Origin of the sequence: Mesorhizobium captivum (assembly GCF_033977165.1) — a bacterium.
GTDB lineage: Bacteria > Pseudomonadota > Alphaproteobacteria > Rhizobiales > Rhizobiaceae > Mesorhizobium > Mesorhizobium captivum.
The window spans coordinates 1-23576 of the sequence record NZ_JAVIJB010000026.1 but is presented as its reverse complement, the minus strand read 5'-3'; the positions used below and the strand labels follow the sequence as shown (position 1 = coordinate 23576).

General features: G+C 61.4%; 16 protein-coding genes. 12 read left to right on the top strand and 4 right to left on the bottom strand.

The window, feature by feature from the left end:
- Positions 1–3: 3 nt before the first annotated feature.
- Positions 4–816, top strand: coding sequence for an NAD-dependent epimerase/dehydratase family protein (locus RFM40_RS21250; RefSeq protein WP_320225277.1), 813 nt, complete (start codon positions 4–6; stop codon positions 814–816).
- A 129-nt stretch (positions 817–945) separates the two neighbouring features.
- On the opposite strand, the gene RFM40_RS21245 is transcribed toward RFM40_RS21250, so the two are convergent.
- Both RFM40_RS21245 and RFM40_RS21240 read right to left on the bottom strand, forming a co-directional pair.
- Positions 946–1929, bottom strand: coding sequence for a GlxA family transcriptional regulator (locus RFM40_RS21245; protein WP_320225276.1), 984 nt, complete (start codon positions 1927–1929; stop codon positions 946–948).
- A 255-nt stretch (positions 1930–2184) separates the two neighbouring features.
- Positions 2185–3561, bottom strand: a complete 1377-nt coding sequence (locus tag RFM40_RS21240) for an aspartate aminotransferase family protein (protein ID WP_320225275.1) — start codon at positions 3559–3561, stop codon at positions 2185–2187.
- 221 nt (positions 3562–3782) lie between these two features.
- Here RFM40_RS21240 and RFM40_RS21235 point away from each other — a divergent pair, with 221 nt between their 5' ends.
- Positions 3783–4901, top strand: coding sequence for an NAD(P)/FAD-dependent oxidoreductase (locus tag RFM40_RS21235; RefSeq protein WP_320225274.1), 1119 nt, complete (start codon positions 3783–3785; stop codon positions 4899–4901).
- Between the two features lie 125 nt (positions 4902–5026).
- Here RFM40_RS21235 and RFM40_RS21230 read toward each other — a convergent pair whose 3' ends face one another.
- Both RFM40_RS21230 and RFM40_RS21225 read right to left on the bottom strand, forming a co-directional pair.
- A complete protein-coding gene (locus RFM40_RS21230; RefSeq protein WP_320220810.1) occupies positions 5027–5641 on the bottom strand; it encodes a Crp/Fnr family transcriptional regulator in 615 nt (204 codons plus the stop codon).
- A 645-nt stretch (positions 5642–6286) separates the two neighbouring features.
- On the bottom strand, positions 6287–6880 hold the full coding sequence (locus RFM40_RS21225; RefSeq protein WP_320225273.1) for an ABC transporter permease family protein: 594 nt from the start codon (positions 6878–6880) through the stop codon (positions 6287–6289).
- A gap of 441 nt (positions 6881–7321) precedes the next feature.
- On the opposite strand from RFM40_RS21225, the gene RFM40_RS21220 reads away from it, so the two are divergent.
- The 10 genes from RFM40_RS21220 to RFM40_RS21175 all read left to right on the top strand — a co-directional run bounded on the left by RFM40_RS21220 (position 7322) and on the right by RFM40_RS21175 (position 23307).
- Positions 7322–9418, top strand: coding sequence for a GumC family protein (locus RFM40_RS21220; RefSeq protein ID WP_320225272.1), 2097 nt, complete (start codon positions 7322–7324; stop codon positions 9416–9418).
- Positions 9419–9438: 20 nt separating this feature from the next.
- Positions 9439–10002, top strand: a complete 564-nt coding sequence (gene nusG / locus RFM40_RS21215) for a transcription termination/antitermination protein NusG (RefSeq protein ID WP_320225271.1) — start codon at positions 9439–9441, stop codon at positions 10000–10002.
- Positions 10003–10356: 354 nt separating this feature from the next.
- A complete protein-coding gene (locus tag RFM40_RS21210; RefSeq protein ID WP_320225270.1) occupies positions 10357–11985 on the top strand; it encodes a hypothetical protein in 1629 nt (542 codons plus the stop codon).
- 185 nt (positions 11986–12170) lie between these two features.
- Positions 12171–13391 (top strand): glycosyltransferase, encoded by a 1221-nt coding sequence (locus RFM40_RS21205; RefSeq protein WP_320225269.1) that lies wholly within the window; start codon positions 12171–12173, stop codon positions 13389–13391.
- A gap of 240 nt (positions 13392–13631) precedes the next feature.
- Entirely contained in the window at positions 13632–14894 is a 1263-nt protein-coding gene (locus RFM40_RS21200; protein ID WP_320278172.1) for a polysaccharide biosynthesis/export family protein, read from the top strand.
- A gap of 545 nt (positions 14895–15439) precedes the next feature.
- Complete coding sequence (locus RFM40_RS21195; RefSeq protein ID WP_320225465.1) at positions 15440–17218, top strand: type I secretion system permease/ATPase; 1779 nt, start codon at positions 15440–15442, stop codon at positions 17216–17218.
- A gap of 31 nt (positions 17219–17249) precedes the next feature.
- The gene (locus tag RFM40_RS21190) at positions 17250–18554 is read left to right on the top strand and encodes an HlyD family type I secretion periplasmic adaptor subunit (RefSeq protein WP_320225267.1); all 1305 of its coding nucleotides are present in this window, start codon (positions 17250–17252) and stop codon (positions 18552–18554) included.
- Positions 18555–18616: 62 nt separating this feature from the next.
- Complete coding sequence (locus tag RFM40_RS21185) at positions 18617–19567, top strand: sulfotransferase family protein (RefSeq protein WP_320220819.1); 951 nt, start codon at positions 18617–18619, stop codon at positions 19565–19567.
- Positions 19568–19634: 67 nt separating this feature from the next.
- Positions 19635–21140 (top strand): lipopolysaccharide biosynthesis protein, encoded by a 1506-nt coding sequence (locus RFM40_RS21180; protein WP_320278135.1) that lies wholly within the window; start codon positions 19635–19637, stop codon positions 21138–21140.
- A gap of 151 nt (positions 21141–21291) precedes the next feature.
- Positions 21292–23307 carry an RTX toxin gene (locus tag RFM40_RS21175; RefSeq protein ID WP_320225265.1) on the top strand — a complete coding sequence of 672 codons (2016 nt, stop codon included), beginning with the start codon at positions 21292–21294 and terminating at the stop codon, positions 23305–23307.
- The last annotated feature ends 269 nt before the right edge of the window (positions 23308–23576 follow it).

Below are 23576 nucleotides of genomic sequence, written 5' to 3'. Positions count from 1 at the left end.
ATGATGCCGCACTACGAACGTATCCTGATCACCGGCGCCGCCGGCCGGCTCGGCTCGCAATTGCGCAAAGGCCTGGTGCCGCTGGCAAAAACGATCCGCCTGGCGGGACGCGAACCGTTCGGCGATCTTGCACCTCACGAGGAGGAAGCCGTCTTCGACCTCGCCGACATGGAGGCGACGATCGCCGCGACCAAGGACTGCGACGCGATCGTGCATTTCGGCGGCGCGCCGCTCGAATGCGAGTGGCAGACGATCCTCGATTCCAGCATCCGCGGCTCCTACCACATCTACGAAGGCGCCCGGAAACACGGCGTGAAGCGCGTCGTCTACGCTTCTTCGGTCCACGCCATCGGCTATCACGAGATCGAGGCGCATATCGGCGTCGATGCGCCGGTGCGCCCCGACAGCCTCTATGGCGTGTCGAAGAATTTCGTCGAAAGCCTCAGCCGGCTCTACTGGGACAAATTCGGCATCGAGACCGTGTGCCTGCGCATCTTCTCGTCCTTCCCGGAGCCAGCCGACCGCCGCATGCTATGGTCCTATCTCTCCTTCGCCGACTGCGTGCGCCTGGTCGAGGCGTCGCTGACCGCCCCGCGTGTCGGCCACACCATCTCGTTCGGCATCTCCGACAACAAGCTGAAGATGATCGACAACAGCGGCGCGGACCACCTCGGTTTCATCCCGCAGGACAGCGCCGAGCCGTTCCGCGCTGCCGTCGAGGCGAAGACGCCGGTTCTCGACCCGACGAAGCCGTCGGTGAAATATCTCGGCGGCTGGTTCTGCGAGCTCGGGCACCCGGACGACAAACCTGCGTGACCCCCGCTGGAGCAATTCCAGGAAAAGTGTTGAGCGGTTGGGCTCGGCACCTTCGCCGTAGCGTTCCGTCCGGAATTGCGTGAAAAAAATAGAGCGGTTCGGCGTTTCCGTGAAACGGGGAACCGCTCTTCAGTTTGGCATTGCCGACCTGACCTTGCTGGGCGGCACGCCGAACGTCTCGCGAAACGCCCTGGAGAAATGCGAGGCATTCTCGAAGCCGACTTCAATCGCGATCTCGACCATCGGAACGCTGGTCTCGAGCAGCAGCTGCTTCGCCCGCTCGAGGCGCAGTCTTTTGTACACGAGCGCCGGGGAGCTCTTTGTTTGCTCCATGAACAGACGCTCCAGTTGCCTGCGCGATAAGCCGACCGATGCCGCCAGTTGGGGAATGGAGATCGTGTTCTCGATATGGCTCTCCATCATGATGAGCGCCGCCTGGAGCCGCGGGTCGTCGCATTCGATGGCAAGCGGCCTGCGCGGCTGGATGTGCAAAGCCGATCGTGCCTTGTCGATCTGCAGCACTTCGAGCGCATTCCGCTCCGCCCGTTCGCTGATGTGGCGTCTCACGATCGACGCCGCCATGTCGGCCGCGCTGCTGCCGCCGGCGCATGATCCCCTGGTCCGATCGAGGTTGAAAATGCGGTCGGCCCGGACCTCGTGATCAGGGAAACGCTGGCGGAACGCCTGATAATGCAGCCAGCTGACGCAGGTCCGGTGGTACTTCATCAGGCCGGCGTCCGCCAGGATGAAGGTACCCGTGCAAACTCCGATCAACGGAACCTTGGCTGCCGCGGCTTTCTTGAGGTAGCGGACGGTTTCGTCGTCGACCGGGAATTCATTGTTCAGCAATCCGCCGACGACGACGATGTAGTCGAACAGGCCGGGATCGACGAAATCCGATGTCGGCGCGACCTGCACGCCGCAACTGGCGGTGATCAGGTGTCTGGTGCTCGCCAGAACCTGCCAGTCGGCAAAGACCCTGCCGGATCTGTCTGCTTCGTCGCTGGCCAGGCGCAGCGTGTCGACGAACAGAGCAAACGCTGAAAGAGTGAACGAACGGGCGAGAATGAAACCGATTTTCAGCCGGCTGGTCTCCGGAACCGCTAATTTCATACTTGCCTCGCTCCTGTTGGCGGACAATGCGCGCACTCTGAAGCGCTATTTCCAAACCGGCGCTGATCTCGCCGTCAACACCTTTTCACGCATGGTAAGATGCCAGCCTCTGCCGTCCTCGGATGGTCCATCAACGACTTGGCCGCCTCGGAAGGAGACGCGCCGTCGGGCCCGGATCGTCGCGCCGGCTGGCAGAAGGCTAGCGGTGTCTTATGTGGCGACGCGGAAAAGACGGTGTCACCGCCTCGGATTGGCTCAGCCCTGCGGCCGGACCTGCGGCAGGGCGGCGTCGAGCGACCGCTCGAACGCATCGACAAGCGTGTCGACCTGGGCCTCGGTGATGATCAGCGGCGGACAGAAGGCGATGGCGTCGCCCATGTTGCGCGAGATCACGCCGTTCTGCTGCAGCAGGCCGTTGACCAGTGCGCCGAGTGCGGCGGGCTTGCCCCACGGCGCTTTGCTCGCCTTGTCGGCGACCAGCTCGACGGCGGCGATGAGACCGACGCCGCGCACCTCGCCGACCAGCGGATGCGAGGCAAGCTTGCGCAATCGCGCTTGAAGCTGGGCGCCGACCTTGCGCGCATTGCCGACGAGGTCGCGCTCCTCGATCAGCTTGATGTTTTCCAGAGCGACGGCCGCGGCGACCGGATGGCCGCCGCCGGTGAAGCCGTGGCCGAACGTGCCGATGCGGTCGCTCTCGTCGGCGATCGGCTCGAACATCTTGTCGTTGATGATAAGCGCCGAGATCGGCAGGTAGGAAGACGAGATCTGCTTGGACAGCACCATGATGTCGGGCTTGATGCCGAAGGTCTGGGAGCCGAACATCTCGCCGGTCCGGCCGAAGCCGCAGATCACTTCGTCGGCCACCAAGAGGATGTCGTATTTCGACAGCACCGCCTGGATCTTCTCCCAGTAGCCGGCCGGCGGAACGACGACGCCGCCGGCGCCCATGATCGGCTCGCCGATGAAGGCCGCGATCGTTTCAGGCCCCTCGGCAAGGATGAGCTTTTCCAGATCGTCGGCAAGCCGCGCGGAGAACTGCTCTTCGCTTTCGCCGGGCTCGGCCTCGCGCCAGTGATGCGGCGTCGAGGTGTGCAAGATATTGGCGATCGGCAGGTCGAAGGACAGATGATTGTTCGGCAGCCCGGTCAGGCTTGCGGCGGCGATGGTGACGCCATGGTAGCCGCGCTTGCGGCTGATGATCTTCTTGCGCGCCGGCTGGCCGAGCGCGTTCGACCGGTACCAGATCATCTTGATCGCGGTGTCGTTGGCCTCCGAGCCCGAATTGGTGAAATAGGCCTTGCTCATCGGCACCGGCGCCATCTGCACCAGCTTCTCCGCCAGGTCGATCAGCGGCGAATGCGCCCTCGAGCCGAAGTCGTGATAGAAAGGCAGCTTCGACATCTGCCGCGTGGCAGCCTCGACCAGCCGCTTTTCCGAAAAGCCAACGGCGACGCTCCACAGGCCCGCCATCGCTTCGATGTAACGGTTGCCGGCAATATCCTCGACATAGACGCCGTCGCCCTTCTCGATGACCAGCGGTCCGGTCTCCTGATGCTTGCGGGCATTGGTGTAGGCATGCAGATGGTAGCGGATATCGCGGGCTTCAGGGGAATTCGGTCTGGCGTCCATGATGGCTCCTGTTTGCAGGCTCGAAGCGAAAACAGACTGTCTCCCTGAAGGAGAAGTTCACAAAATCCGCCTCACGTCTGCACTGCTGATGCATCATGGCGGGATGCCGCCGCAAGAGCCGCTGTGTCACAATCGATAGCGCCATGAGGTTTCCGAGGTGGACAGAGACTGTATGGTTGCAGGGGCTTGGCGCGACGCATGCGCAACCGGAGGAACGTGGCATGGAACAGGTCGACTGCGTAATTGTCGGCGCCGGCGTCATCGGACTTGCGGTTGCGCGTAGCCTTGCGGCGAAGGGCCTCGATACGCTGATCCTCGAAGCGGCGGAGGCCGTAGGCACTGGAACGAGCTCGCGCAACTCGGAAGTCATCCATGCCGGCATCTATTATTCCGAGGGCTCTCTTAAGGCTCGTCTCTGCGTCGCCGGCCGCGACATGCTCTACCGCTACTGCGCGGAGCGCTCGATCCCGCACAAGCGCTGCGGCAAGCTCATCCTCGCGACCGGCGAGGCACAGGAGCCGGTGCTTGCGACCATTCGCGCCAATGCCGCCGCTTGCGGCGTCAGCGATCTGCGTTTTCTTTCCGCTGCCGAGACGCGGGCGCTGGAACCGGCGTTGCGTTGCACGCAGGCGCTGTTCTCGCCCTCAACCGGTATCGTCGACAGCCACGCCTTGATGCTGGCACTACGCGGCGACGCCGAGGAAAAAGGCGCGATGCTGTCATTCAACACGCAAGTCGTTTCGGGATATATCGAAGCCGGCCGCATCGTTCTGCAGACGACCGACACGGCTACCGGCGAAGGTTTCGAGATCGCCACATCGCGTCTCGTCAACGCGGCCGGCCTTGGCGCTGTGGCGCTGGCTGGCTCACTGAAAGGCTTCGACCGGCAATTCCTGCCAACGCTTCGTTACGCCAAGGGCAACTATTTTTCGGTGGCCGGACGCGCGCCCTTCTCGCGACTCGTCTATCCCGTGCCAGAACCCGGCGGCCTGGGCGTCCACCTGACGCTCGACCTCGGCGGGGCAGCGCGCTTCGGACCTGATGTCGAATGGACTGAGACGCTGGACTACCGCGTCGATCCGGCGCGTGGCGAGCGCTTCTACGACGCGATCCGCAAATATTGGCCGGGCCTAGCCAACGGCAGCCTGCAGCCCGCCTACAGTGGCATCCGGCCGAAACTCTCCGGGCCAGGCGAGCCCAACAGCGACTTCGTGATCCAGGATGCGGCGACCCATGGCGTCGAGGGCTTGGTCAATCTGTTCGGAATCGAAAGCCCTGGGTTGACCTCGTGCATGGCAACCGCACAGCATGTGACGAACATCCTCGCCCTGGAGCGCTGATGGACGCTCGAACCGCAAGCGGTGCCGGCTGATACAGGACTGGCATGGAGAACCGAAGGCAGTCCGTCCAACTGCCGTAATCGACTGCTCCAAAATGATTATTTTCACTTGGCGCCAATTTGACGTCAGCTCGAAATGTAGGACCGATCAAATCCAGCTGTTTCGATCAGTCCCGCGTGGTCATGTAACTCGACCACGCCGTTGCGGAATGACGCCAGCCCGGTCTCCCGCAATGCCTTCAATACACGACTCACATGCACAGCCGAAAGCCCGAGCGCGTCGCCCAGTTCCGCCTGGGTCAGCGGGCATGCAAAGCGGTCCGGATAACTCGTTGCCGATCGATGTACGCGGCAGGCCAGCTCAAGAAGAAGATGGGCCGTGCGCTCCACGGCCCCCCTTCTGCTGGCCCCGGCCAGATGTTCCGCGAGCCGTGAGTATCGGCTTGCCTGAGCCACCAGGATAGCCTCGCAAATCGACTGCGGGTAGCGCGAAAAACAAGCATGGACAGGACCGGCCAGCTCGATCGCAGTCACGTCCGATAGAGCCGTTACCGTCTCGCCGGCTTCTCCGGCAAATTCGATCATGGCAATTTCGCGAGGAAGCGCAAAATCGACGATGAGACGCGAACCATTCGACAGCGTTTTGGCGAATGCGGCCCACCCGGCGGTCATGATCAGGATACAGGATCTGGCCTGATACTCGCCTGCAATCGTCGTGTTGGCCGGATAGGTGCGGCGCATAGCTCCCGGCAGTAAAGATATCCCCCGTTCCCAACTTGCCTCAGCAAGCGTAGGTCCCCGCGCCAATCCAAGAGCCAGCTTTGATAAGCCCATTTTGTTTTGAGCATCCCCAACTCGTGACCACCCCCTGATCAACTTCGAGCTGCAACCATCAACTACACAAAAGGTTCCATCCATCCTTTCATCCGAATTGCACCTCAGTCTACCACCTTTGGGCACAAGTTTACCACTGGGGTGATCGGAACCCCTTCTCTCGAAGGCTACCATGACTCCCGGAACAACACGACAATGCAGCGGCTGGCATTGGGCAGTCGCGGCAGACCGGCACGACATGCGTAAGACCAGACATCGACTTTGTCCGCGCGGCGCCTTCGCTCGGGCGGCAGTGGCCGTGTGGCCATCGGCAAGTTTCTTGGGAAACCAACTGCATCTTGTCGGCGCAGCACTGCTGCCCGCGCGAGCTTCCGCATCGGGTCGAATCAAAATGCCGGCCATCTCGGCCATGATCGATGGCGGCTCGTGCAGTCCCGCCTGCCGGACCGGCTTCGGCAAGTTGCCCGTGGGCCTGCCAGCAAACCGTTAGTTCCCACGGACGACATGCTTGCGGCTACTTCAACCGGCTCGAACCACTACCAGCATAATCCTTCAACTCGATCGCAGCCCTTCCTTGACTTCTTTCGAAAGCGGATCGCGTTCTGCCGGTCGAGTTGATGCCGGAAGCGCGGAGTCCAATCGGGCGTCGAGCGCTTGTAGCTCTTGCCAAAGCGGACCGGGGATCGACTGCTCCTCTCCTCCGGGCCTCTCCGCTGCGCTGACCGAAGCGGTTTGCTCCATTGTTGCGGCCGGCCGCTTCCTGCGCGACTGAAATCGCGAGACCGCGGGATGCTTGGCGCTGTAAGTCTGCCGTCTTTCCTCGGCAACTTCCAGTTCGCCTAGCGCCGACATGACCGATGCGAGGCGATCCTCGATCTGCTTCAAACGCCTCCGGATGGAAAGCAGAGCAACCGAAACCAGCAAACTATAGGCAAGAAAGACGATGACTGCTCCGGTCGGACTCTCAATGCCGAAAGAGATCAATGTGACAGCCCCAATAAGCACGGCGAGGGCGCCATAGCCCAGCAGCCGACCCTTCTGCAGAAGGAGCATCAACGGCAAGGTTGTTGACAGCATCAGAATGGCTCCCGGTCTGTTGGCGATCCAATCCGCAAATTTCACAACGATTTCGCTGTAAGTGTCCATATCAACCTCGGACTCGCCATCGATCTCAGACCCGCCGGCGGCCGGCCGCCTTCTTGTCGTCCAGGGCACAGGGTTCTCCTGCGAGACGCTACACGTCAGCAGTGTTGTGGACCTCTCGGAAGAGCGGAAGCAAGGTGTCCAGGCGACGTCCCAAAGCTCTGAAAGGCCTGCCGGGTAGACCAGATCGACCTTTAGCCGATTTACTACTCAATAATGGTAATGGCGAGGATGTCCGCGAAGCTGATATGTTTCTAAACCGACCGGTGACGCGATCGGTCAGGTGGGTGGAACAGCGATTTGGACATGCCGGCGGGGCACAAAGGCCCGTGCGATGAGTTTGAGCGCGCCTAACAGCTAACTGCCCGAACCTTTTGGAAAGAAAGCCATTTCAGCCGACGCTGAAGGGGTGGGCGTTGTGCTGCTGATCGCAAGGATTCCGAGATGGCAAGTCCAACTGACAATCCGACCATGATCCGGGAGTTTTTGCCGCTCGACGTCAGGGAGGTCGTTGATTTCTTTCTCCGGCGTTGGAAGCTTGTGTGCAGTATTGCAGCGCTCACTTTCAGTTTATTTCTAGGCGCTGCCTATGTTATTCCGGCATCGTATACGGGTGTTGCGCAAATCTTACTTGACGCACCGATCGACTATATGACGCCGCAAGACTATTCCAATTCTGATTTTGCCGACAATCCAACATTCATCGAAAGTCAAATAGCAGTCCTGAGATCCGCCTCACTTCTTCAACAGGTCGTCGACGGCCAGAAGCTGACGGAAGACCCCAAGATCGGGCCGGCGGCATTGGTATGGCTCCAAGGCGCGCTGGGAGTCTCGCGCGTCGGGCTTGGCAACGTCATTGAGCTTGATGTGAGCACCTACGACCCGCAAAAAGCAGCATCGCTCGCCAATGCCATTGCCCAGGCCTATGTCAACGATCGAATAAAGTCCCGTTACGAAGGGGTCCAGAAAGCCTCCACATGGCTTAGCGAGCGGGCCTCCTATTTGCGGGCGGAGCTCAGCCGTTCGGAACAGGCAGTCCAGAAATTTCGGATCGATCACAATCTGCTGGCGACGCCGGCGGGCAGCCTGACCGACCAACAGCTGTCCGAATTGAACGTCGCCTTGATCAATGCGCGCGCCGAATTGTCGGAGAAACGGGCGCAATATCAACAAGTCGACAAGCTGCAGATTGCCGGCGGCGACATCCAGTCGATGCCCGACGTCTTGCAATCCGTCGTGGTCAGCGCACTTCGATCACAGCTGTCCCTGGTGAGCCGGAAGGAAGCCGACCTCAAATTGAAATACGGCGAACGGCATCCCGATGTCATGGCGGCCCAGGCCGAGCGCCACGACATCGAGGGGCAGATCGCCGCCGAGGTCCAGCGCCTCATCGGCAACCTGAAGAATGAAGTCGACGCCGCCGAAGCCCGCGAGGCTTCACTGGCTCGGGCCCTGGACTCGGTATCCAACCGATCCGAGATCGAAGGTCAGGTTGGCGTTCAGTTACGCGATCTGGAGAGGATCGCCGCCGCGAACAAGGAACTCTTCGAGACATTCCTGTCACGCGCCAAGCTCACCGAGGAAAAATCCACCCTCCTCAACAGCGGCGTGCGCGTGATCACCGATGCCAGCGTTCCGGGTGCTCCGAGCTTCCCGAACAGATCCCTTTTTGCGGCTCTGGGTCTGGTCTTCGGCATTTTCTTCGGCGGCGCCGGCGCCGTTCTTCGCGAGCTTTTCGCTTCCGGCTTCATGGCAAAGAAGCAGATCGAGGACGAACTGGCCGTTCCGGTTCTTGCGTCCATGCCAAGGATGTCGGGCTGGTCGAAAGACGCCCAGTCCCAGGCGCAGCCGGTGGCCTACCTCGAGCGCAAACCACTATCCAGATACAGCGAAGCGGTACGGCGGCTCCGCCTTGGCCTGGAGGCGACCCCGGAATGGGACCGCTCACCGCGCCTCATGCTCGTGACGTCGGCGATGCCCGGCGAGGGAAAGACAACTCTGGTGTTGAGCCTGGCCTGCTCCGCCGTGGCCGACGGCAAACGGGTTCTGGTCATCGATGCGGATTTGCGGCTGTCCTCTACCACGGCCTTTTTCGGCATGGCGGACAAGGTCGGACTGGTCGACCTTCTCACTTTGCCGGTGAAGGCTGCAAACGCAATTCACCTGGACGAACGCTCGGGGATTTCCGTTCTGCCTGCCGGCGCAAGGACCCGCAACCCGCCTGCCCTTCTCGCTTCGGCGCGAATGCGCTCGATCCTCGATGAGCTTCGCGGAAAATTCGACACAGTGATCATCGACGCACCGCCTGTTGGGCCTGCGGCCGATGCCACGATCCTGGCGAGGCATGTCGACAAAGTCGTCTTTGTCGTGAAGTGGCGCGAGACTTCGCGCGAGGCCGTTGCCGAAGGAATTCGACATCTTGGCGGTCGGTCAAGGATTGCCGGTATCGCCTTGACAATGGTGGAGGAACCAAAGCTGCCGAGATACGGCCGTTACACGTCGCTCGAAAGCAGTGTCTCGGACAGTTACTATCTCAATTAGGAGAGAGACAATATTGCGCCATGCTGAACGCTGACTTATACCACAATCGGCCCCTGGAGCTGGCGAGACAAAGTCACGACGGCGAACCTGCCCGTTGGTGCGTGGTCCAGACACACCAGCATTCCGAAAGCCTCGCCGAAAGGCACCTGCTATCGCAAAGCTTCCGAACCTATCTGCCCAAGCGAAGGCGAACTGTCCGGCACGCGCGCAGTGTCAAAACCGTCTCCAGTGCGTATTTCGACTGCTATCTGTTCGTCTCACTGGCTGTTCATCAGCAGAGCTGGTACCCGATCAACTCGACCGTCGGCGTCCGGAAGCTGGTCATGAGCAAAGGAATGCCGATACCGGCACCTTACGGTGTGGTTGAGTCGTTGATATCAGCAACCGACGATGACGGAATTTTGCATCCGGACATTCTGTTGAGGCCGGGTCAAAGAATAAGGATCACAGACGGACCGTTTTCGGACCAGTTGGGGGTTCTTGACCAGGTCGGCAGTGCTGGGGCCGTCAGAATTCTTCTTGATATTATGAACCGTTCGATTCCGATTACTATCGGCAGAGATAAAATATCGGTAATTTCTTAATACTTATTGTGAGCTTTCATTTACTGTTTGCCGGTGGGAAAAAAGTCGAACCGATTGGCACCCAATTCACCCTGGGTGCGGCAGCTTGCAAAGGCGACATCCGAACTCGCGGGCCGGCATTGAGAGGCTTGGTGTCGCAACATTGCAGCGAAGTCAGCCGCCAAAGATTGGATTGCCTCACGTCATCCAACGACGTCGAGCGAATGACGCCAGCCGCTACAAATTGCAGGAGACGTCTTGCAGCCCGCACCCAAATCCAAAACAGGAAGCTACCGGCCCGACGGGCCCGGGGAGCTTCACGATGGCCTGCGGCCGCATCGGTATCGTCGCTGGTCCCCGGACGCCAAGGCAAGGATGGTGACGGAAGCGCTGGCGCCGGGGGCGAATGTCTCGGCGCCAGCCCCTTCGCTTGGCGTGGGCCCGTCGGGCAGCCAAGCAGATGCAAGGTCCTCTCAACCCAACGGAAGCGCTTTGCGGCCCCGCGAAACGGCACCGGTGCTGCCGATTGCCGTGGAACTGTTTCGAGCGTTCGATGAAGCCGGCCTGAAATACGGAATAATTCAGGATCTGGCATCTCTACATGACGGACTGTCCGGCCGAGACGATCTGGATGTCCTCTTGGACAAGCACGACTACCCGGCCTTCTGCTCGATCGTAAGTCAGCTGCACGGCCGTCGCAGCGTCAGCCTGTCCTGTTACGACAATGTCTGCGCCGGACGGGAAGACTGGTTCCTGCCTGATTTTTCGCGTGGCCGCTATCTCCATCTCGATATGCATATCGGCTGCCGGGTCGGCAGGGAATTTCGTAAGCGCTATCCGGTGTTCGATTATGCGGCGATCACGCGGTGGGAGTCGGTCAGCGTCGACGGCGTAGCGATTCCGGTAGTCTCCCCACAAGACGAGCTTCGAATAACGATTGCCCGTTTCGCCTTCCGGGCCTGGGCGCCACCGTGGAGGCAATGGATCACCGTCGGCGATGGTTGGAAGGACCAAATCGCACGCCTGCCATTTCTGCCCGGCGAGTCCGGATTGCGCGTCGTGGAATGCGAATTTGGCCGCGGGGGACCGGTGAACTGCCGGTTCCTGCAAAGCGCCGACGGTCTGGCTGCCCATCGCGGAGATCTCGCCAGGCTGCGGCGTTCGATCCGGGAAATGTGCGGCTTCACGGGGCGCTATGGGATAGCCGATGCCGCGGTCCATCTGACCCGCAAGACCTCATATCTCGGCTTGCGGTTCCTTCAGCGCTTGATGCCCGGCAGCTTTCCGCCAAAGAGACGGCCCGCGGCTGGTGGGTTCGTGGTGGCGCTCATAGGCCCCGACGGCATGGGCAAGAGTACCCAGGCTGACCGGCTGACCCAGATTTTTCGATGGAAATTCGGCTGCGCGCAAGCCTATGTCGGAACCGGCGATGGCAATGGATGGTGGCTTCGCAAGGCGCTGCAGACTCTGGTTTTTCCCCATAGACGCCGCCTCAAGTCCTTGGCCCGCCACGACAGCAAGGATTCCCTCGGCCGGAGCGGAGCCAAGGAGGGCGTTGCCGCCGCCGCATTGGCATTGTGGGCGGTTTTGATCGCGTTTGAACGATACGCTGTGGTGAAACGCGCACATCGGTGGGCGACGCGCGGGCTGATAGTCATTTGCGACAGGTGGCCGCAGGCGCTCCGCAGCGGATATCTAGACGGGCCGACCATCCCACCGCACCTGTTCTCCGTCCCGGGCTTGTCAGCTCTCGCCCGGCTCGAGCAGCGGCTCTACCAGAAGATGGCGGAGTGCCGACCGCACCTCACTTTGCACCTCGTCTCAGATTTTGCCGTCTCCGAGCAGCGAAAGCCGGGAGACATCAAGAAAGAAGCGTTCGATGCGCGGCTGTCACTGATGGCGGAGCTACGAGCCAGGGACAAGAACATCCGGACCGTTGACGCCAGCACGGACGTAGAGGCCGTCGGCCGAGAACTGTTCAGGCACATCTGGCTATCTTTGTAACAGGCGGCCGCGGAGTCCTCGGTCCACATCCATTCCCACAATAGACGCAACCTCCCCCGCGATCGCGCCAGGCGACAAGCGATCCCGGCCATGCGCGCGAAAGGCGGGAGCCGCCAGGCATCTCGCTCGATGCATTCGATCCTCTACCCGAAGCCCGGATTTCACGTCCCCTGAGGTACAGGCAAATGAAGATCGTTCATGTGCTCACCCGACTGCTTCGGGCAGGCTCCGAAGAGAACACATTGGCTTGTTGTCTCGCTCAGGCGCGGCACGGCCACGAAGTGCTGCTGGTTCACGGCGAGGAATACGACCCGAGTCTGCGGGTGTCCGTCGCCGGAGCCCTTCGAGTGGTGACGCTCGGAAAACTCATCAACTCGATTTCGCCCTCGCGCGACATTTCTGCGTTCGGGCAGCTCACGCGCCTTATGCGCGATTGGCAGCCCGACATCGTGCACACACATCAAAGCAAGGCCGGCATCGTCGGCCGTCTCGCCGCAAGGGAAGCCCATATCCCCGGCATCGTGCATGGCGTGCACATTTTGCCGTTCGTGCATGTGGGCACTGCGCAGAGGCTGATATTCCTGGCTGCCGAACGCCTGGCGGCGAGGTTCACGCGCGCTTACATCGATGTCAGCCAGGCCATGCGCGACATTTGCATCGCCAATCATTTGGGCCGCCCCGATCAGCATCACATCGTCCACTCCGGCTTCGATCTGGCACGTTTCGCGAACGCGAAATGGCCGCAAGAACCGCATCTGCTCCTGGGGACGGCGGCCGGCGAACCAAAGCCACCGGTGGTCCTGATGCTGGCCGCGCTGGAACCGAGAAAACGCCACGTCGAGTTCATTGAAGCATTCGGGCAGGTCGTTGATCGAATTCCGAACGTGCGACTGCTCGTGGCCGGTGAAGGGTCGGCGCGCGCCGCAGTTGAATCGGCGATCGAACGATCCCCGTTCGCGAACAACGTTCGCATGATCGGCCATCATCGCGAGCCGGAAAGGCTGATCAGCCTGGCGGACGTGTGCGTGCTGACGTCCATGCGGGAAGGGTTGCCCCGCGTCATGATGCAGTATCTGGCGGGTGGTCGAGCCAGTGTGATCTCTCACCTGCCCGGAGTGGAAGAGGTCGTGAAGCATGGCGTGAATGGAATTGTGGCGCCGGCAGAAGACGTGGGCGCCGCCGCGGCTGCGGTCGCCGATCTTCTCGAGAACCAGCACTATCGCGCTCGACTGGCTGACGGCGCGAAACTCACCGATCTTTCGTCCTGGGGACTGGATTCCATGTGCGAAAGGGTAGAGCTGATTTATCAATCCGTCCTGGAGTCAGCCCCTGCAGCCGCAAGGCCAACCGAGGCGCGAATTCGCGACGGCCTGGCCAAGCAAACCTTGGGGCTGCCCGGATTTTAATCAGCCGTTCGCTCCTTCGAGCGAGCGCGGAGTTGCAAGCTTATTTTTCCAACCGAACGGATCCCCTGCTGTCACGCCCTGGTCGACGCGGGTCGACTGGCCGTGAAGGCAGTTGTCAAGGCAAGCGGAGTACAGACGATGTGTTTGCGTGCTGACCAGCAATTTCCCTCCCAGCCTTCGCGAAGCTGGAGCCGATGGCTCCTTACCGGATTCGAACCGGCGGCCGGCCGCGTGCTCGCAATGATCGCTGGCCTCGCAATTGCCTTTGTCCTGCTCACCGCGCATGCATCCCGCGCCGATGGCTATGCTTTCGACACCGGCGACGTCTTGCGGATATCGGTGATCGGCGAGGCATCCTATCCGCTGGATGTGGTGGTCGACGATCGGGGCTCGATATCCCTGCCCATGTTGGGCGATATTCAAGCGCGTGGCCTCACCACCGTCGCCCTTTCACAAGCCATTGAGCATGCATTTCGGCAGCAGAAGCTCATCCTCGAGCCGTTCGTGAAGGTGGAGATCGGTCAATACCGGCCATTCTTCATTTCCGGAACGGTGGCCCACCCCGGATCCTACCCGTTCCAACCGGGAATAACGGTTCGCCATGCGCTCGCCATAGCGGGCGGCTTTCGGGCTAGCGCGGTGGGAAACACGGAGCCGGCCCTGCAAATAGCCGATCTGCGCAGCACTCGCGCGAATCTGGCGATCGAAGAATATCGCCTCAAGGTTCGGCTCGCCCGGCTCCAGGCGGAAATCCGGGAAGACAAATCCTTCGTTGCTCCGGCGGATCCGCCGATCGAGTTCGGCGGACACCTGATTGCCGACATCATCGCTTCCGAGCAAGCCCAGTTGAACGCGCGGCTTGCCGCGTATCAGGACGACATCTCCTATCTCCAGACCTCGCTGGATCGGGCGAAAAAGGAAGCTGATATGGTCGCCGCCACCAGAAAGGAACGGGAAAAGACCGCAAACCTTCAGCTTGAAGAATTACAGTCTGCCCGCTCGCTGCGGGAAAAGGGGCTGATAACGAACTCGAATGTCAATTCGGCGGAAAGAGCGCATACCAGCTATCGGGCCGAACTGGCGCAGACCGAGCTGCAGCAGGAGCAGGCCCAGCAGGAGATGCTGAACGCGCAGAGCGAACTGCGAAAAAAGCGTCAAAGCCACGAAGTGGAGTTGATCGGACAGACCCAGGACACGCAGGTCGAGCTTGGAAAAGTCCAAAGTCAAATCAGGTATGTCGCCGACAAGCTTCTCTTTATCTTTACTTACGGCGAACAGAGGACCTTTGACGACTTGCAAGGTTCGGTGAAGATTTCGATTTTCAGGCGCGACCAGAAGATCGCTCACGACCTCGTCGCCGACGAAAATACGGAAGTGAAAGCCGGCGACGTCATCGAGGTCTCGCTTGCGGCCAACAAGGGGTTTTACGCTCCGGACTCCGGAACAATGGCGCCTCCGAATACGGAAGGTGCGGCCACCCAGCCCGGCATCATCGGCCAATAAGACGAGCCTCGCTTTCTAAAGCAGCGCTAGGCTTCGAGCCTGCTGTCGCCGCTCCGCAATGCTCTGGATGAGCTGTGCATTTGATCGGTCTCCGGCCGTCTGCACTTAGGGGTTAAGATCTCATCTTCGGAACTTTGACAATGACCTTGGGGGCAGGACTGACCGCCTTGGGGAGCCGACTCCACAAGGCGAATTCGGATGCCGAAACGGAGCAGAGGCCGCTCAGCCTCCTCCGTGCAACGGTGCGCCGCAAAACGTCTCGTCGCGCCCTGCGCCGACCCGTCGTCCGGTCGCACATCCCCGGAGCAATCCTGTTTGTCCTCGCCCTTGCGTTGGTTGGGGCCGATCTTTTACCGCGCTTCTTCGATTTCGGCGGGGTCTCGCAGGCCCGTCCATGGGGCGATCTCGGGACTGGCTGGGGCTATTTTTCCGATCCGTTGGCCTTGCTGGCCGGTCCGGGCACGCTGCCGATTTGGCTGGCTATCGCAGCCCTTGCCTTGCTCGTGGCGGTCGCGCGCTACGCAAGGCGGAAACGAAAAGGCAACTTGCCAGGCGCGTTCGCGAACGCCGGCGCCCAGTCCTCGGTCACGGAACCGGCGCCCGGTTCGGAACTGGCCGACGCATTGCGCTCCTGCCGGGCAGCGTTCGCCGGCGTCGCGCTCTTCAGCGGGGTGAGCAACATCCTCATGCTGACCGGCGCGATGTTCATGTTGCAGGTCTACGACCGCGTGCTGCCGAGCCGCAGCGTCCCGACCCTGATAGCCATGGCGATATTGGCCGGCATTCTGTTTGTCGGACAGGCGCTCATCGACCTTGCGCGCGGCCGCATCATGACCCGGATCGGCGCCGAGCTGGACGACGCGGTAGGGGGGCGTGTCTTCACGGCTGTTTCAAGGCTGCCTCTGTATATCGGCCAGCAGGGCGATGGATTGCAGCCGCAGCGCGATCTCGACGGCATCCGCACATTTCTGTCGAGCGCCGGGCCTGGCACGCTTTTCGACCTTCCGTGGCTTCCTTTTTATCTGGCGATCATCTGGAGCCTTCATCCGACCCTCGGGATCACCGCCACCTGTGGTGCGATCCTGTTGGTGACGCTGACGGCCGCGACCGAGGTCTTTACGCGCAAACCGATAAGCGCCGCGGCTGTGACTGGCGTGCGGCGCAACAGCCTCGCCGAGGCCAGCCGCCGCAACGCGGAGGTGCTTGCGGCGATGGGCATGGGCAACCGCCTGCACGACCACTGGCGGGAGGCGAGTCGTGAATATCTGGCGCAACAGCAGCGTGTCAGCGATATCGTAGGCGGCTTTGGCAGCTTCGCCCGCGCCTTGCGGCTGATGCTCCAGTCGGCAATGCTGGGTGTGGGCGCCTGGCTGGTGATCCAGGGCGAGGCGACGTCGGGGATCATCATCGCCGGCTCCATCCTTGCCGGCCGCGCGCTGGCGCCTGTCGATCTCGCCATCGCCCATTGGCGCAACTTCGTGGCCGCACGTCAGAGCTGGAGCAGGCTGAGCAAGTTGCTCGCCCGATTGCCGCCGGACGCGCAGCCGATGGCACTTCCGGTTCCCGGTGCGAATTTGACGGTGGAGCGCATCGCGATCGGCGCGCCGGGCGCGCAGATCATCGTGCAAGGTGTGGAGTTCAGCCTGGACGCCGGCTCGGTGCTCGGCATCATCGGACCAAGCGGCTCCGGCAAATCGAGCCTCGTTCGTGGGCTGGTCGGCGCGTGGCGACCGCTGGCAGGCCGCATCAAGCTGGATGGCGCCGCACTCGATCAGTGGTCGTCGGAACGCCTTGGCCGCTACATAGGCTACCTGCCCCAGGACGTCGAACTCTTCGCTGGAACCGTTGCCGCCAATATCGCCCGCTTCGATCCCGGACCGGATCCGGAGGCTATTGTCGCCGCCGCCCGCGCGGCGGGTGTCCACCAGCTGATCATCGGTCTTCCCAACGGCTACGAGACGCAGATCGGAGAGGCCGGAACCGCGCTTTCGGCAGGGCAGCGCCAGCGCGTTGCCCTGGCACGCGCGCTCTATCGCGATCCGTTCCTGGTCGTCCTCGACGAGCCCAACTCCAATCTCGACATCGAAGGCGAAATGGCGCTTGCCGCAGCCATCCTCGGAATCAAGGCCCGCGGCGGCATCGTGGCGATCGTGGCGCATCGGCCGAACATCCTCAGCACCGTGGATTTCCTGCTGCTGATGAAAGAGGGGCAGATGCAGATCTTCGGCACCAGGGAGTGCGTCCTGTCGAAGCTCCTGCCGATGCCACAAGTCAGTGCCGAGGGCCTGCAGCCGGTAGCAAGCGCCCCACAATTGCGGAACTGAAGACAGGACTCGGGCAAGCAAGGCGACGGACTTGAAGCGGCCTTCTTCCAACTGGCGTTCCATTCGCCGCAACCTGCTGGGCGGGACAACCGTCGTCGCGTTGCTCGTCGGCGGGGCCGGAGTCTGGGCCGGAACCGCAGACATTTCCGGAGCCATCATTTCGCGTGGCGCGGTAGTGGTCGAGACCAGCGAGAAGAAGGTGCAGCATCCGACCGGCGGCGTTGTCGGCAAGATCTTCGCGCGCGACGGCGATCGTGTCCGCGCCGGAGACATTCTGGTCCAGCTCAGCGACACCATTCCGCGCGCCAGCCTGGCCTACGTGACGAAGAACTTGGACGAGCTTTATGCGCGAAAATCGCGGCTTGAGGCCGAGCGTGACGGCAGTGAGCGGATGGTGCTTGCTGCCGAGCTTGCCGCGCGAATGAACGACCCCGAGATTGCAGCCACGGCGGCCAGCGAGCAACGTCTGTTCGATCTTCGCCGGGTCGAGGTGTCCGGCAACAAGGCACGCTTGCGCGAACGCATCGAACAACTCGGCAAGCAGATCGAAGGCTACTCGGCCCAGGAATCGGCAAAGACCAAGGAGATCGAGCTGATCAACGACGAGCTCGTCGACATCCGCAGCCTCGTCGAAATGAAACTCACCCTCAAGTCGAAGCTGACCGAATATGAACGCGAGGCGACACGCATCGAGGGTGAACGGGCGCAACTTGCATCGAGCATGGCGCAGGCGAAAGGGGCCATCGCCGAAGTCGAGCTGCAGGTCCTGCAGCTGGACAAGGAATTTTCCAGCCAGACCGGGAGCGAACTGCGCGATGTCGAAGCCAAGATCGCCGAGTTCGAGGAGAAAAAAGTCGCCGCCGAGGACCAGCTGTCGCGCATCGACATTCGCGCCCCTTCCAGCGGCACGGTTCATCAATCTTCGATCCATACCGTGGGCGGCGTGATCGGTGCTGGGGAGCCTATCATGCTGATCGTACCCGACACCGACACGCTCACGGTCGAGGTGAAGGCCGCTCCGCAGGACATCGACCAGCTCTCGATCGGCCAACGCGCGCTTCTTCGCTTCACCACCTTCAACGTCCGCACCACGCCCGAAACCGAAGGTGTGGTCTCCATGATCTCGGCCGATGTGACGCGCGATCAGCACACCAATGAAGTCTACTACGTGGTGCGCATCACGCCCGACCTGAAGGACTTGAAGAAACTCGGTCCTGTCTCGCTTATTCCCGGCATGCCGGTGGAGGCGTTCATCCGAACCGGTGACCGCAAGGTGTTCTCCTACCTGATGAAGCCTTTGACGGACCAGATGATGCGCGCCTTCAGGGACCAGTAGCGGCGCAGCTTGCCGTGCGGATCGCGCAAATCTTAATTCATGTTTAGCGACGGAGACTTGTCATGATGACAACCGAGCTGAAACCTCCGATTTTTCTGATTGGCAATTATCGGTCCGGCACCACGATTGCGCAGAAATTGATCGGGCTGCACCCCGACATCGTTACTTGGTACGAGCCAAAAACGGTGTGGCTTTACGCGGACCCGGCGCGGCGTCATGACGAATTTGGCGAAATCGATGCCACGAAAAAAGTCGCTCGTTACATTCGAGGCCGGTTCCTCGAATACCAGTTACGAAATGGCAATCGGCAGATCATGGAAAACACGCCCGCCAATGTCTTGCGCGTGCCGTTTGTCCACGAAATATTTCCTGAAGCCATATTTCTATATATTACGAGGAATCCATTCTCCTACATAAGCTCGATGGAGCTCAAATGGCAGCGAGCCAAATCATTCAAGGGGCTTCTGCGTCTCCTGAAAATGACCCCCGTCACTCAGATTCATTACTATGCAACAGATCTTGCAAAACAGATCGTTGCGAAAAGAATATTAAGAAGAAAATACACCTCCATCTATGGCCCTCGCTACAACGGGATAGATCGGGATTTGAAGGAGCAAGAAAAACTGACGGTGATCGCGCGCCAATGGGCGCGCGGCAATCGGAAGGCTCGAGAAGATCTCGCCAGGCTGGGCAACAGCCGCGTGCTGTCGTTTCGCTATGAAGATCTGATCCAGGATCCCGAGCTGGTCTTGCGGCGCATCTTTGACCATTGCGGGCTGAACTGCACCGACGGCATCGTTCGCACGGCCAAGGAGATGATCGATCCTGGCCGCCAGCAGAAATGGCTGCGGCTGGATCCGAACGAATTGGCGGCGATCATTCCCGAGGTCCGGGATGAGATGGACTTCTACCGCTACGAGATCCCGTCCCTTCTCGTTGAACATGGCTCGCGGCCAACGGGGGCTCCGTTGGCGTTTCAGCAGGGCCATCCGGATATTCCATCCCCCCGCTGAGCGGTTCCGGGAAAGATGCACGGCCACCTTGGTCGGTCGAGTAAGTAACCTGCACGTGGAGATTGGCGTGAGCGACATCCGGCGCGGGCTGGCAAAACGCAGTGTCGTGGGCATGTTCTGGACGGGCCTATCCATGGGCGCCCTGGCGGTTGCGGAGCTTGTCGCCCTTCTCCTCCTGGCCCGGTTGCTCTCGCCCAATGAGTTCGGCCTTTACTCGGCAGCCCTGATCGTCATCAAGTTTTCGGCCATCTTCCAGGGCCTTGGCATTACGCCTGCGATCGTGCAGCGGCCTATACTGGAGGAGCGGCATCTTCGGGTCGGATACACCCTGTCGCTCCTCCTCGGTCTTACCGTATCCGCCCTGGTATGGGCGTTGGCACCCGCTATTGCCGGCCTTCTTCGCCTCGCCGATCTCACTCCGATCGTGCGCGCGGTCTGTTTCATCTTTCTTTTCCAGGGAGCCTCCATGGTGGCGCTGGCCTCGGCCCAGCGTGCGTTGCGGTTCCGTTGGCTCGCGCTCGTCGACGCGGTCGCTTTCGCAATCGGTTATGTGGTCGTCGGTCCGGTGCTGGCCTGGCTTGGCTTCGGCATCTGGGCACTTGTCGGCGCGCTGCTGATCCAGCAGTTCATCCGCATGATCGCGCTGCTCGCCGGCCAGAGGCATCCGATGCGGCCTTTGCTGGAGCGGCGCGCCATCGTCGAACTGCTCTATTTCGGCAGCGGCTTTACGATTGCCCGGGTCTGCAACTACCTCGCCACTCAGGTAGACAGGCTCGTCGTAGGCCGCTACCTCGGCGCCGATGCGCTCGGCGTTTACGGCTTGTCGTCCCAGCTCATGACCACTCCGGCGGTCATCGTCGGCCAGGTTCTCGATCGCGTGCTGTTCCCCACCATGGCGCTGGTCCAGGAGCAGCCCGCGCGGCTTGCTCGCGCCTATCGCAGCGCCGTCGCAGGCTGCGCCCTGCTTGTCCTGCCGGCCAGCGTGGTTGTGGCGATCATGGCGCCCGAATTGGTTCGGGTCATTCTCGGACGGGGCTGGGAGGGTGTAGTAGCCCCCCTCCAGATCCTGGCGTTCAGCATGCTGTTCCGCACGAGCTACAAGCTTAGCGACTCTGTCTCGCGGGCAACCGGAACGGTTTACGCCCGGGCCTGGCGCCAGGCTGTTTTCACCGTCGGTGTCTGCATCGGAGCCTTCATAGGGCAATTCTGGGGCGTGGAAGGGGTGGCGTTCGGTGTCGGCCTGGCATTCGGAGCCAATTTCTTTCTCATGGCGCAGTTGAGCCTCCGCGTGACCGGGATGACGTGGGCGGATTTCTTCCTGGCGCACCTGCCTGGCCTCGCGCTCGCGGGCGTTGTCGGAACCGGTGTGTGGGCATTCGTGGACTGGCTTCGCGCCCTCCATCTGTCTCCTCTTCCGCTGCTCATCGATACAGCATTGCTGGCGTCTGCGGGGGGCCTGCTGTTGTGCTGGCTCCTGCCGTCGCTGTTCCTTGGGCGGGAAGGCCTGTCACTGCTGCGCCTGCTCGCATCAGTCGTGCCCGCATGGCCAAGAATGAAGCAGGCAACAGACTGATCAGCGGCGGAACCCGAGGTCAGTTCCGAGGATCACGTTCTTCACGCGCAACGACGCCATCGCCTTGCTCGATCATGGGTCGGCCTGACCCGGGTCGGGCACCTGGAGGTTTCGTTGTTAATCGAGGGGAAATGCGGAAAGGAGATGTATCATGGCTGAACTATTCGAAACGCGGGTGGCGACAGCAGGCGACGATGTCGAGGAGAAAGGCTCCGGTACGATCGGAACCAACACCGGCGACCTGGAGCTGGGCTACGACAGCACCACCCGCCAGACCGTCGGCATCCGCTTCACCGGCATCGATATCCCGCAAGGCGCGATCATCACCAGCGCCTACATCCAGTTCCAGGCCAACGAGGTGAAGACCGGCGCGGCCTCCCTGCTGATCCAGGGCGACGACACCGACGACGCCAGTCCCTTCACCAGCACGGCGTTCAACGTCTCGTCGCTTTCCCGGACGACGGCGTCCACCGCCTGGACGCCGGACCCGTGGAATATCGTGGGCGAACAAGGCCTGGCCGAGCGCACACCGGACCTCTCTGCGATCGTTCAGGAGATCGTCAACCGATCGGGCTGGGCGGCGCTCAACGATATGGCGTTCCTGATCACCGGCACCGGCACGCGCACGGCCGATTCATATGAATACAATCCCGCCGGTGCGCCACTGCTGCACATCGAATATACCTTGCCGGGATCCGGCAATCCGGTGGCTTTCAACACACCCGCCGATAGCAATTCCGCAACCAACCAGATAGCCGAGCTCGCCGCGGCGGGGGCACCCACCGGGATCACCGCTTCGGCTTCGGATCCCGATGCCGGATCGAGCGTCGCCTACAGCATCAACGATGCGCGCTTTGCCATTAATTCCAGCACCGGTGTCATCACGCGCTCGGCCATCGGCACACTCGACTTCGAGACGCAGTCGAGCATCAATCTGACGGTGACGGCTAAGTCTTCCGACGGCAGCACCGCGAACAAGATCTTCACTCTCGCCGTCCTCGACAGCCCGGAACCGGTCGCGTTCAACACTCCGCCCGATGCCAACACCGCGGCCAACCAGATCCTCCAGAATGCCGCCGCCGGCACTGCCGTCGGCATCACCGCTTCGGCCAAGGACCCCGATGCCGGATCGACGGTCAGCTACACGATCGACGACTCGCGCTTTGCCATCAATTCCAGCACCGGCGTCATCACGCGATCGAGCAATGGCGCGCTCGATGCCCAATCCGAACCGTCGATCAATCTCCACGTGACAGCGACCTCGTCCGACGGCAGCGCCGCCACGCACACCTTCACCGTTGACGTCACCGGCGGCAGCGGCCAGTTGCCGACATCGGTGACCTTGGCACATACCATACTGACTTCGCAGTGGTCGCCGCCAAGTCCCGATCCAACCGATATCGTCTATATTTCTCATCTCGGCACGCTGCTGGTTGCCGACAGCGAAGTCGATGAAATGTCCATTTTCACCGGCAAGAATCTCTATCAGATGAATCTGAACGGCACCCTGGCTGGTACGCTCACCACCATCAAGTTCTCCGATGAGCCGGCCGGGGTCACATATAACCCGACGAACCACCATCTCTTCTTCTCGGATGATACCGGCACGAAGAGCGTCTACGAGTTGAACCCGGGGAAGGATGGGCTTTACAATACGTCCGACGATATCGTGACCTCATTCAAGACGGCCGCGTTCGGGAGTTCGGATTCGGAGAGTCTTGCCTACGACACAAACCGCGGAGTGCTCTATCTCGAGGATGGCTCGACCCATAGGATTTACACCATCGCTCCGGGCCAGAACGGCAAATTCGACGGCGTCCCGAGCACGGGCGGCGATGATGTCGTGACGAGTTTTTCTGTACAATCGCTCGGAACCCCTTCTGACGGGGGCATCGCGTATGATCCGGTCCACGACCTGCTTTATGTCATCGCGTCACGCAACTCGGTGGCAATGGTGACGCCAACCGGGGATCTGCTGGGCACGCTCGATATCTCCGCCGCCCACGCGAAGAAACCGGCGGGATTGGCGCTGGCGCCGAGCAGCGACGATCCGAGCCATCAAATGAGCCTCTATATCGTCGATCGGGGAGTGGACAACGACTCGAATCCGACCGAGAACGACGGCAAGATCTATGAATTCCATTTGAATGACTGGCTGCTCGCCTGATCCGTCAGGTGCGATCTTTCAGGCCCCCGGAGCGCGTCATGCCCGGCTCGAAAGGGATGGGCCCGGGCCCGATTGGTGCCGAGCCAACTCCCGCCCCATATCTCCGACCCTTATCGTGGCCCGGACCCGGGAGTCCCGACGCCGGCGGGCCGCGCCCTACGTCCTGAACGGCACTTCCTGCGCAGACTAACGGTTCTGAACTTCTGCCTGGCGCTGCCGCCGGCAAAAGAAAAGCCCGGATCGCTTGCGGCACCCTGGCGTGCTGCAAG

What these genes read in the sequence shown, in the direction of transcription:
- RFM40_RS21250 (WP_320225277.1), top strand. Translation starts at nt 4, where the DNA reads ATGCCGCACTACGAACGTATCCTGATCACCGGCGCCGCCGGCCGGCTC.
- RFM40_RS21245 (WP_320225276.1), bottom strand. Translation starts at nt 1,929, where the DNA reads ATGAAATTAGCGGTTCCGGAGACCAGCCGGCTGAAAATCGGTTTCATT.
- RFM40_RS21240 (WP_320225275.1), bottom strand. Translation starts at nt 3,561, where the DNA reads ATGGACGCCAGACCGAATTCCCCTGAAGCCCGCGATATCCGCTACCAT.
- RFM40_RS21235 (WP_320225274.1), top strand. Translation starts at nt 3,783, where the DNA reads ATGGAACAGGTCGACTGCGTAATTGTCGGCGCCGGCGTCATCGGACTT.
- RFM40_RS21230 (WP_320220810.1), bottom strand. Translation starts at nt 5,641, where the DNA reads ATGCGCCGCACCTATCCGGCCAACACGACGATTGCAGGCGAGTATCAG.
- RFM40_RS21225 (WP_320225273.1), bottom strand. Translation starts at nt 6,880, where the DNA reads ATGGACACTTACAGCGAAATCGTTGTGAAATTTGCGGATTGGATCGCC.
- RFM40_RS21220 (WP_320225272.1), top strand. Translation starts at nt 7,322, where the DNA reads ATGGCAAGTCCAACTGACAATCCGACCATGATCCGGGAGTTTTTGCCG.
- nusG (WP_320225271.1), top strand. Translation starts at nt 9,439, where the DNA reads ATGCTGAACGCTGACTTATACCACAATCGGCCCCTGGAGCTGGCGAGA.
- RFM40_RS21210 (WP_320225270.1), top strand. Translation starts at nt 10,357, where the DNA reads ATGGTGACGGAAGCGCTGGCGCCGGGGGCGAATGTCTCGGCGCCAGCC.
- RFM40_RS21205 (WP_320225269.1), top strand. Translation starts at nt 12,171, where the DNA reads ATGAAGATCGTTCATGTGCTCACCCGACTGCTTCGGGCAGGCTCCGAA.
- RFM40_RS21200 (WP_320278172.1), top strand. Translation starts at nt 13,632, where the DNA reads ATGATCGCTGGCCTCGCAATTGCCTTTGTCCTGCTCACCGCGCATGCA.
- RFM40_RS21185 (WP_320220819.1), top strand. Translation starts at nt 18,617, where the DNA reads ATGATGACAACCGAGCTGAAACCTCCGATTTTTCTGATTGGCAATTAT.
- RFM40_RS21175 (WP_320225265.1), top strand. Translation starts at nt 21,292, where the DNA reads ATGGCTGAACTATTCGAAACGCGGGTGGCGACAGCAGGCGACGATGTC.